Raw genomic sequence first — 11,229 nt, 5'->3', positions numbered from 1 at the left:
AGTTGTGCCGAATTATTTCCAGCTTCTACAAGAAATTTACCGCATTTTCCGTAAAAATTTGTAGGTTGGCACAGCTAGCTGTGCATACTTGAGCCTTTGCGAATAGAATTCGCGGCTACACAGGCAAAGTCCGCCTCCGCGGACTAACAAAAAGCAAGGGCCTTAATGACTGATTGAAACCCACGGAGGTGGGTTTTGTTTGTGTAGACGCGGTTTCTAACCGCCCATTTCGCGTTAAATTGACTACACGCAATTCTTTTAGGCGAGATTTATCCCATGACTCAACTCACACCTATTCAGTTAGAAGATGGCACTATTATTTACATTGAGGCCACAAATAATGTAGATGCTCCGCCAGTGATTACCGAAGTTTCTTCAGAGGGAGAAGAAGAAGCGCTAATTGATAAGGGATGGGATGCTGATGCTGCACAAAAACAGATAGTGCAAAATTTCCAAGCAATTGAAGGTACAATTCGGGCTTACACTGTTTATTCACTTAATGCTTTTAAGAAAATCCCTGTTGCTAATATTGATAAAGTCACTCTAGAATTTGGCATCAAAGTTGGCGGTGAAACAGGTATACCTTACGTGACTAAAGGTACGGCTGAAAGCAATCTTAAGATAACGGTAGAGTGTTCATTTCCTGACCAACCGGAAAAGAAAACTCAGCAATCATGAGTGAGAGTATTGACGCAGCCAAAATTTCGATTATTATTCCGGCTATTAATGAAGCAGGGAATATTCAAAAAGCTATTGCTACTACTCAAGGCAGTATAAATATAGAAGTCATTGTAGTCGATGGTGGCTCTAGTGATGATACTGTAGCGATCGCTCAGTCTTTAAATGTCAAAGTTATTTCATCATCTCCCAGTCGTGCTGTGCAAATGAACGCGGGTGCTGTAGCGGCTAGCGGTGATATTCTGTTATTTCTTCATGCAGATACCCGTTTACCAACTGGGTTTGATGACATGATTCGCACAGCACTACAGCAGCCGGGGAGTGTGGCTGGTGCATTTAAATTGCGGATTGATGCGTCACTTTTGAGTTTACGATGGGTAGAGTGGGGGGTAAATGTGCGATCGCATTTTTACCAAATGCCTTATGGCGACCAAGCAATTTTTTTAACCAAGGAAGTATTTCAGCAAATAGGCGGCTTTCCCGAATTGCCTATCATGGAAGACTTTGAACTCATGCGTCGTTTAAAACGCATCGGACACATTGTAATTATCCCTACACCAGTTGTCACCTCAGCCCGTAGATGGTTACAAAAGGGAGTATTCAAAACGACACTACTTAATCAAATAGTAATTACTGCTTATTTACTCGGCGTTTCACCTGAGCGAATTCGCCGCTGGTATCGCCGAGAAAAATTTAAGAGGGTTTAAGAGGATGTTAGAACTAGCCCAGAATCCCCGAATTTAGCAATGCACATTCTGAGGATTATGTCAATTTCCTTCACCTTTTTCTTGAAGGAGCGATCGCCAATCTTCAATCGCCTTCTCCGTCCACAACCAATTTTTAGCTAATTTATCTACCTGGAAATTTTCTCGATCGGACTTGAGAACCATTTGCCGCAACTTCATCGCTTCATTGAGATACTGTGTCTGCTTACCACTAGATTGACTAAGTGCAGATTTATACAATCCCAGAGCTAACCCAGCATAAGAAGTTAAAGCATCTTGAGGCACTACTGTCTTTGTGGATCTTGAGTTTATATTCTGTTCTTTGAGAGCTAAATTCAAAGCCTTAAACCAAGAATCATTAGCTCGATTTAGATTGCCTTCTGTGTAGTAGGCAAATCCCAAAGCGTTATTATACAAAAGCGATTCGGGTTTAGCTTTGGCAGCAGTTTCCCAGTAACGACGAGCATCATCAATACTATAATTATTGTCTCCGGTTTGGATAGACTGCCACGCCAATCGTCCCTTGTAAAAATTCACAGATGGGTCTTCAGCTTGTTTACTGGGAATTAATTTCAGGGCAGTTTCAGCCGCAGCCAATGCGCCCCGATTGAGTAGTTCTTCTACAGCCAATAACCCACCTTGCAAGTCACCCTGGCTCAATTTTTCCGTAGCAGTAGCCGTGACAATCCCAGTTGCTTCTATTTCTAAATCAATGTTCGGCTGCTTTTGAATCGGTCGAGAATCAGGTAAAGACTGGGTGGGAATTACTAGTATATTAGGCAGGGTTACTTGGTTTCGATTTTGCCACCACCAATTGAAACCGATCGCAGCCGCTAACGCACTGATTCCCACAATACCCACAATCGGCCACAGCCTGCGGCGACGGGTACGATTTCTTGGTGAAAGTTGTTGCGGCAAAAAATTAGAATTTTGCCAATTTCCTTCTAGGTTCCCAGGAGTTACAGGTGGCGGTGGTGGAACTTCTCCCCACAAATCTGCTTCCTCTTGCAAAGAAGTCATTTCCTCTGAAATCTGGTTTTGGTGAAGACTATTTTCACGAAATTGTTGATCCGGTTCAATTACAGCTTTTTGGTTATCTAGCTGACGAAACAAATCCGAAACGATCGCAGAATCTTCTTCATAACTTGGGTCATCATACTCAATTTCATCAACCAAATCGCCCCAAGTATCTTCACCCAGCCAGTCCAACCCAGAAGAGTCACGCGTCAAACCAGAAGGAATCATGTCTTCCATTCCTAAAGGGATTTCGCTATCATCAGCCATAGCAGAGTACATCGTCGAAGTTGCCCCTAAAGGCGAACTATACTGATTCAGCGACTCACTACTTGCGGATAACTCAGTTTCCTGACTCAGAAAACCGTCAAATTCTGGCTGGAGATATAAAATCGGTAATGCCCAGTACATCTGGTGAGAACCATAAGCAGAAATTAATCCTTGGCGCACCCGACTGACGCACAAATCGACTGGATATCCCTGACTCAAGTTGCGGTAAAACAATTGCGTAAGTGTCAACGCCACTTCATCAGGAATTCGTTCTGACATCGCCAAAACGCTTCTAATTCCCCGCTTCACCAGACTTTCTGCTAGGTTACGTTCGCCAGTATCTCCAGAAGGATTGGACGCAGGGGTGTATGCCCCCAAGCAGGAATTAAACACTGCCATTTGAATGTTATTGTTGACGAGCAAACCTGCCAAATCGTCCCCAGTCAAGATTTCCGTTAAGCCAGTTCTGCGACTAACAAGATAAATTTCTCCACCATTGGAACCTAAGTTACTATGACCAGAGTAGTGTAGAACATGGTATCTGCCTTGTTCTAGGGCTTGTGTCAGTTCTTCCCGTCCTGGTTGGTCTAATACAGTAAGTTCAATTTCTGGCAAACGATTCCTACCTTCAGCAAGTCGTGATGTTTGGCGCTGAAGTTCCGCCTGCAATTTAATTGCTTCCTGCTTCTGTAAATCAAGACGGACTTGATCTGAGGGAGAAGCAATTACCATCAATACTTTGACACCACCTTGTTCTAGTGGTGTGGGCATATTTTGCGTAGGCGTAGCCCCCCGCAGGGATCGCAAAGGAGAAGCCCCCGAAATTCCACTTTGGAACCGAGAAAAAGCCACATAAGGCCCAGTAGCCAGAGGGCGATCGGCTGCGTGCATCACTTCCCAAGGCAAACGAGCTAACCTAGTGTCTTTTAGCCCCAAGCGCAAGCGTAATACTTGTTGGTGGTTCTGGGCAATACCTTGGGCAGTAATCCAACTATCTCTGAGAGTACCTTGAAATAAGGCATTATAGAATTGTTGACCCAATGCCACCAAATTAACAGAGTTCCTGGCGATATCGCTTTCATGCCCGCCAGAAGTGAATGGATCTCCTTGTAACACCGACTTCAACGGGTCATTCATCAAATGCCCAGCAGCCATCAACCAATCAGCTATGGGCCAAGTCACCAACTCTTCTGCCAATGGTACCCCAGGCGCGACTTGTTCCGTCCGCACCAAGTAGTCATTTTGCCCTACCGGGGTTACGGAAATATGGAATTCCTGGGTCACAACTTCTCCTGCTTGCCTCCTAAATCTGGTTTGAAACGCGAAAGTTTCAAGTCGATTTTTCGCTCCCTCTAATAACTTAGATGCATCCTACCCCTGAATGTTTCTAATTCAGTGCCATTTTGGTTTTTCTGCCCTGATAACTTTATCCGGATCGGATTACTTGGGTCTAGAACACTTAATTGGTAGATGCACCTTGATCTTCAACTCCCCTAGTTGGCTAACACCCACTGGGGGTTTTTTTATTTTGGCAAACAACAGCAACTTCTGACGCAGATATTCTCTACCAGAAAATAGTGCTTAATCCTAGAATACTTGATTAGTAGATGGATGTCCCTTGATCTTTAACTCCCCTAATCTAGTTAATATTCACTCTTGTTTTTTTTGACACACGATAACAATCAATTTTCTAATAAATTTATCCGGAGTATGGCAGTTAAACCTAGAACATTTAAGTGGTAGATGCACCCTGATAACTAGCTCCCCTGGTTGGCTAACGCCCACTAGGGGTTTTTTTATGAAGATTGAGTGCTATTGGTTAACCTGGCACACCCATTTTGTCAAGTAGCGCACTGATTATTTAATTGGTAGGTCTGTCCTGATAACTAACCCCTCTGAGGTTTTTCTCTGACCGCCAAATAGTAAAAACTTCAACCTCTGCTAATTTATCCGGTAGCGACCCATTTACTTTAGAAAAGATTATTGGTAGATGCACCCTGATAACTAACTCCCCTGTAGGTTAACACCAACTGGGGTTTTTTTATTTAAAAAAATAACTGACCTTGATAACTAACTCACCCGGTTGGCTAAAACCCACTTGAGGTTCTTTCTCGTTTCGTAAGTGTAGCCGATCCTAGACATCACCATCAATCCTAATTTAGTTCATTTTCTCCGGAAGATACTAGCTGCCCCTAGAAAAGATTATTGGTAGATGCACCCTGATAACTAACTCCCCTGTAGGTTAACACCAACTGGGGTTTTTTTATTTAAAAAAATAACTGACCTTGATAACTAACTCACCCGGTTGGCTAAAACCCACTTGAGGTTCTTTCTCGTTTCGTAAGTGTAGCCGATCCTAGACATCACCATCAATCCTAATTTAGTTCATTTTCTCCGGAAGATACTAGCTGCCCCTAGAAAAGATTATTGGTAGATGCACCCTGATAACTAACTCCCCTGTAGGTTAACACCAACTGGGGTTTTTTTATTTAAAAAAATAACTGACCTTGATAACTAACTCACCCGGTTGGCTAAAACCCACTTGAGGTTCTTTCTCGTTTCGTAAGTGTAGCCGATCCTAGACATCACCATCAATCCTAATTTAGTTCATTTTCTCCGGAAGATACTAGCTGCCCCTAGAAAAGATTATTGGTAGATGCACCCTGATAACTAACTCCCCTGTAGGTTAACACCAACTGGGGTTTTTTATTTAAAAAAATAACTGACCTTTGTACAATTTTATCCGGAGTATGGTGTTCAACCTGAGAACATTTAATTGGTAGATGCACCCTGATAACTAACTCCCCTGGTTGGCTAACGCTCACTGGGGGTTTTTTTACGTAAACGCGAAACAGTTACAGGTTGCAGTCTTCTCTACGAGATGCTGCACCTTGGCGGAAGCCTCTCGCAGAAAAGGCAGTTTCCGTTGTTAGATATCGCCTTAGCATTTTATGCCCAGATGACCGGAGTGCGCCACTACTCTTGTTGCTACTGCTGGTAGACCTTGAGTATCCTCCTGTTGTCGGGATAGAGGATAACTTGCTCACTCAATTCCTGAATCGCTTTCTTTTTATTGTGAGCTAAAGATGCTACTCCAAAATGATTGCTATGATATTTAATCACATTCTTAATTTTTTTTCTATATTTTCACCTTAACTCTTTCTCTGACAGCAGGATTGCTGTCAGAGAACATCCAATTGTTTAGCTAACTGAGATTAGACGGTATTTGTCTGGTAAAAAAGCGGTCTAGAATTTCTGATTTCTGTTCTGAACTGAAGTTTTCATAACGATTTTCCAGCTTCTCAACTAGTCCAAAATTTCTGAAAGTTTCTAAATTAGAATCTGGTTTTTCAGTTAGAGGTTTTTGTCTATTCTGGGAATAAGTAAGCATTTCTACTGGATGATTACCCTTCCGATGCACAAGCTGCATCAATAAATCTATAGCTACAGTTGGCAAAACGCGGTAGGTATAATTTACAAAAAAATCAAAAGTCATATTGCCTAGACGGATGCGATCGCCATCTTTGAGCTTGATTCGCCCGACAGTGCGATCGCCATTTACAAATGAGCCATTGGTACTGTTGAAATCAATTAAGTAAAAGCCTTGCTCATCAATATGTTGAATAGCAGCGTGGCGACGAGACAAATGATTATCAGCAATGCAAATACCACTGGTGCTATTACGACCTATCGTCCAGATCCGTTGTGGCTGTCGTAAACTTTGAGTCTGATTGTCGCACAAGTTAGTCATCAAATAAACAGCAGCAGTATCCACTACACCATATACGTAACACGCCTTGACTCTCGTCAACGACGGTTGAGATAGATTTTCTAGCTGAAGAATTTCATCTAAAAGGCTGCTGTGGTGTTCATATAACTTGAGGAATACTTGATATAAAGTTAATCGCCGTTCTATTTCCGTTTGTGCAAAGTCAGTCATTATACGTAAACCCTGTATTACCTGATTTCGGTCGTGAATATTTTGTTTCAGCCTACAATCAGGGATAATTGATTTTTCGCTTTCCGCTGCCATCTGAAAACTTGAGTGGCTTAAGAGCATTCTATTTTACAACTTTTAGGTGCCAGATTCCCTGTTGTTTCTAGCCATAAAAAGCATGGAAATATTCTTAAGAAATTATTATGATGCTTTATTGTTTATTGTAAATAATCATTTGTTATTTGTAACAGATAAAAATCATAAAGATTCCATTAAGAATTGCTAATTATCTACGTATTTCTGCTATAGAGATGGATTTTTCTTAACATTTGCGAGAGCAATAACTATCGATCAATCTAAACATTAGATATATTTGGTTAATTCTGAATAAATTTGAGTTTTTACCCTGAATCATTAGGGCTGATTTTCCAAGTTAGTAAGAAAATATCAGCTTTGCGATCCTTATGAAACAAGCCTTTTATAATTTTCAATAAAAATTAAACTAAGTAGAAAGACTTAATTAAATTAAAGCTGGTAAGAAGCGGCTCTAGCTCTTGAGAACCTTATATAGATCGATAAATATCTAACTATAAACAAAAGCTCGCTCTTACATTTAATTACGTCTATAAGAATTTGTGTAAAAGTTACGAACAAAAAGATCCCGACTTCTGCAAGAAGCCGGGATCTGAACCTTTCACTGAGAGCAAATCAAATAGGATTGATATACCTACTTAATGGATCATTAAAAAAGTAGGGAGACTATTTTACTAATCTAAATAATCGGTTTCAATCAAAAGGATTCATCTGTAAAGATAGTCTAAAATCTAATATCCAAAATTAAGTCACCCAATCTAAAAATCATCCTACTTTGCTTAACTCTTACTACTAAAGTAAGCAAGTGGCTCCCAAGTTTAAACCTTCCAATCACAACAAGCCTCGCTTTCCATTGGGGCGCACGGTCATCCAATTTGTTTTTGCTAGTGCTAACTGCTCATCAGAAATCTTGGCACTAGTGAGATTAGCACCACACAAATTAGCTCCTCGGAGGTTAGCATTAGTGAGATAAGCATTGCTGAGGTCTGCACCTCGCAGGTCTGCCCCTTCTAAATCAGCATGGTTAAAGTATGCTTTGCTCAAATTAGCATCCTTAAGATTTGCTCGAGTGAGACTGGCTCTGCCAAAGTCACTATTGTGGAGATTAGCCCCTTGGAGATTGGTTTTTTGCAATTGAGCAGAATGGAAATTTGTTTGGGATAAGTCAGCACCTTGTAGATTCAGCAAACTTAAATTGTGTAAGGCAAAATCCCGCCTTCCCTTCAGATAGGCTGTTAACAAACTTTGGGTATCTAACTTCCGCTCAACTTTTGAATTTTGAACTTGTGAAGCATTGCTATTGCTAGCGAAAGTTGTTGATTTAGCCATCCCACCAGAACCCTGGTGTAATCCCCCTGCTTCCGCTGTCTTGGCTCGTCTAGCACGAATTGCTGCCGCTACTTGTGCAACTCCAGTACTTGTAGCAGAAGGATTGTTACATAAAATAGCAGAATTTTCCACGTGGTTATGTGTTCGATCTCTAGATCCACTCTCAGATTTAATCAGTAAACCCTTGGCTAAAGTATCTAAGTATGGTTCTATTTCCAATGCTCGGAGAACTTCTGCTGCTGACTGATAGCGATTACGTACAGATACATCTAACATTTTTCGCAATACATTGCTCAAGTGATCGCTCACTTGCACAAGCTGCTCCCACATCATCTCGCCAGTGTTGGGATTGTAATCTAAATCTTTAGGAGTTTTGCTAGTCAGTAAAAAAATGCATGTCACCCCCAGTGCATAAATATCACTGGCGTAGACTGGACGCATGGCCATTTGCTCTGGAGGTGCAAAACCAGGAGTACCAATGGCATAGGCAGTTAATGCTGTCTGTCCTGATGGACTTGTTGTACCTTGGCTGATTTGATTTTTGACGGCACCAAAGTCTATCAGTACCATTCGGGAATCTTGAGTCCGGCGAATTAAGTTGGCTGGCTTGATATCACGGTGAATCACTTTTTGCTCGTGGATGTATTGCAACAGTGGCAAAATCTCGCTCAAAAATTGCTTGACTCCAGTTTCACTCAAGATGCCGTTAAGTTTGACCTCCTCTTGCAAGGTATCGCCACTGATATATTCTTGAATTAAGTAAAATTGCTCATGATCTTCAAAATAGTCTAACAATCTTGGTACTTGGGGATGATTGCCAATCTTACCTAGAGTTTTGGCTTCTCGCTCAAAGAGTTCTCTGGCCATCTGTAAAACGTGTGGGGCGCTTCCTGATGGGCGTAATTGTTTGATTACGCAGCTCGGTTCTCCTGGTAAGCCTTGGTCATTGGCTAAGAAGGTTGCTCCAAAGCCACCCTGACCTAATGGTTTGATCACCTGATAGCGATCGCGCAACAGTAGTTGCGAGCCACAAGACTGACACTTTTGGCTATATACCAAATTTTCTGGATTGGGACAGGTCGGACTTAAGCAGTAGCTCATGCACTCTCAACTCGCTGCACGAATAATCACGGGGAGTGTTATACTCCCTTTCAATTATTTAGATATTAATCAACTCCTGCCAGGTAATTTTTGCGGTAAATCCTTTGAAGAGTTGCTAAAGTTTAGCTGAGATTACGTATAGCGATCGCTAGAGCGAGATGATTTATTATACTTGAACTGATAAATAATATTTATGCTACTTTAGATCAATTCGTAATGATCCTCTCCCAATTCACTAACGTAATTTGCAATTGAGAAAGTTCGCTTTAATTTAGTGGTCTATGTCATGAATTTTGCTCGGTTCGTAGTGGGTGGCTGTAGCTCTCACCTAAGCACTTAAGTGACTACTACGAAATCCCTTAACCTGTCATCATCCCTACGGTAGATTACTAGGTTTCCCTATGATTACATATACAGGACTTTGCAAGTAAATGATGTCAGAAGCCTACACCAACCTGAGTACAGGTGCGGTGTAGGTCTTCACAATCGTCTCCATTAGTCCTCAAGAGACTATTAGCTAGCTTTCACGTCTACACTAATCAGCTGTTCGATAAGTGCAAAAACATCACTACGGCTAAGTTTCTCTTTACCATTAGCAAGAGCGTCAAGAGTGCCGTTAGCTAAGGTTAAGGGAATTTGGCAAAAATCTAAGGCTGGGCCGGTAGGAAGGTCTTGAATGTAAATTTCTGCCAGTGCTAGGTTGCGCCGAGCATACTCCTGCATATTGTCTGCACTCCAACCATCTGGGAAGAATTCTACTCCACGCCTCAAATCTTCATTATGATTACGCAGGATATTGACTGCTTGTAAACCTCGACCAAACCCAATGGCTTGGGTACGGTTTGTTTGTGTTCCATCATACCAATTCCATAAATCTGAAAGTAACAATCCCACTGCACCTGCAACCCCAAAGGTATAACGATCTAAATCAGATTCAGTGTGAATTTTCCAGTTTCTTTCTGCCCAATAAGCCATTCGGTCTGCCATTGCAGCAGTGGCATCCCAAATTCGAGGTGCAATGGTGTCTGGTGCTAGCAGTGACCATTCTCTAATCCTCAAAGTGACTTCTTCTAATGAATTCTCATACCCACTAAATCCTGCAAAGAAAGCATCTAGTGCAAAGCCATCAACTCCTGCCTGTAATGTCAGACTAATCGTTTTTAATAGCTTGGCTTTAGTAGCGTTATCTAATTCGGGATGATCTTCAATTTCATCAATGGCACGCATACACAAATATGCTGATGCGACTGCTTCTTGCAATCCTGGCGGTAAAAGACTAATTGGGATATAAAAAGTTCGGCTAGTTTCTTTAAGGATTTGCAATGCATCTCTACGTAAATTCATGTTTTCACTCCCCGCTTGATTTTTGCACCACATGAAGTTTGCAGTTTTTTGATGATACTGGATATAGTTTTGACTAAACCTTAAAAACTATAGACTATAAGATACGCTAGTATTTCATCTAAAAATTGATAGTTTTTGGTGTTGCAATTAACAAAACTCTCAAATTGATCAAAGTCTAGTCTAGTATAGAGGTTTTTGGTTGCAAAAGTGTTTGAAGTGTCGTTTGATCTCGCTTTCATAAACTTTTAGTATAGATATAAAGAATTATGGTAATATTTGGTCGAATATTGCGAAAACTTTCCATGAACAAACATCCATTTTAGGGATTTGAAAGTGTTTGAAGTCTGCGTTAATCTGACTAAAAAAGTGTAATTATTGTATATATAAAGACAATTCAGGAAAAGTCGGTAACGGATAACAGCATCTAGACGCATTTTTACATGCATATAGCGGTTTGCCGAAAAGTTAAGGTAAGTTAAATTGGACACAGAGGGCTGCGGTTAGCTAAGTCTATGCTAATTAGAGAGTGACATCAAGTGACCATAACCCAGAACCAGAAGTTCCCGTATACTTACTAGATTGTTCCTAATTGCCTAGAAAAAACCCTGAAGAAGATATTTGCTTACAAGCCAAAACATGGGTTTGACGTTTTTATGCCTCAATTGTTTGCTTTTCCCATTAGCCGTCACTGTTTGATTGATTCTAGCTTTGATTTCGAGACTCTTCAAATGTACGGAT

General features: G+C 41.2%; 7 protein-coding genes. 3 read left to right on the top strand and 4 right to left on the bottom strand.

The window, feature by feature from the left end; all coding sequences use genetic code 11:
• Positions 1–276 precede the first annotated feature (276 nt).
• The gene (locus HWQ39_RS32425) at positions 277–678 is read left to right on the top strand and encodes a CU044_2847 family protein (RefSeq protein WP_292854057.1); all 402 of its coding nucleotides are present in this window, start codon (positions 277–279) and stop codon (positions 676–678) included.
• Positions 675–1,385, top strand: a complete 711-nt coding sequence (locus HWQ39_RS32420) for a TIGR04283 family arsenosugar biosynthesis glycosyltransferase (protein ID WP_292854056.1) — start codon at positions 675–677, stop codon at positions 1,383–1,385. Before HWQ39_RS32425 ends, HWQ39_RS32420 begins: the two co-directional genes overlap by 4 nt.
• A 60-nt stretch (positions 1,386–1,445) precedes the next feature.
• Here the strand turns inward: HWQ39_RS32420 and hetF are convergent, their stop codons facing one another.
• Entirely contained in the window at positions 1,446–3,971 is a 2,526-nt protein-coding gene (hetF, locus tag HWQ39_RS32415; protein ID WP_292854055.1) for a cell division protein HetF, read from the bottom strand.
• 1,578 nt (positions 3,972–5,549) lie between these two features.
• Between hetF and HWQ39_RS32410 the strand changes: the two genes are divergently transcribed.
• The gene (locus HWQ39_RS32410; RefSeq protein WP_292854054.1) at positions 5,550–5,771 is read left to right on the top strand and encodes a hypothetical protein; all 222 of its coding nucleotides are present in this window, start codon (positions 5,550–5,552) and stop codon (positions 5,769–5,771) included.
• Between the two features lie 121 nt (positions 5,772–5,892).
• Here HWQ39_RS32410 and HWQ39_RS32405 read toward each other — a convergent pair whose 3' ends face one another.
• The 3 genes from HWQ39_RS32405 to HWQ39_RS32395 all read right to left on the bottom strand — a co-directional run bounded on the left by HWQ39_RS32405 (position 5,893) and on the right by HWQ39_RS32395 (position 10,491).
• Entirely contained in the window at positions 5,893–6,627 is a 735-nt protein-coding gene (locus tag HWQ39_RS32405; RefSeq protein WP_292854053.1) for an FHA domain-containing protein, read from the bottom strand.
• Positions 6,628–7,548: 921 nt separating this feature from the next.
• Complete coding sequence (locus HWQ39_RS32400; protein ID WP_292854052.1) at positions 7,549–9,147, bottom strand: serine/threonine-protein kinase; 1,599 nt, start codon at positions 9,145–9,147, stop codon at positions 7,549–7,551.
• Between the two features lie 513 nt (positions 9,148–9,660).
• Positions 9,661–10,491, bottom strand: a complete 831-nt coding sequence (locus HWQ39_RS32395; RefSeq protein WP_292854051.1) for a phytoene/squalene synthase family protein — start codon at positions 10,489–10,491, stop codon at positions 9,661–9,663.
• Between the last annotated feature and the right edge of the window lie 738 nt (positions 10,492–11,229).

Source organism: Nostoc sp. NMS8, from assembly GCF_017115045.1.
Lineage (GTDB): Bacteria > Cyanobacteriota > Cyanobacteriia > Cyanobacteriales > Nostocaceae > Nostoc.
The sequence above is the reverse complement of the archived record's forward strand: the minus strand, read 5'-3'. Positions and strand labels throughout refer to the sequence as shown.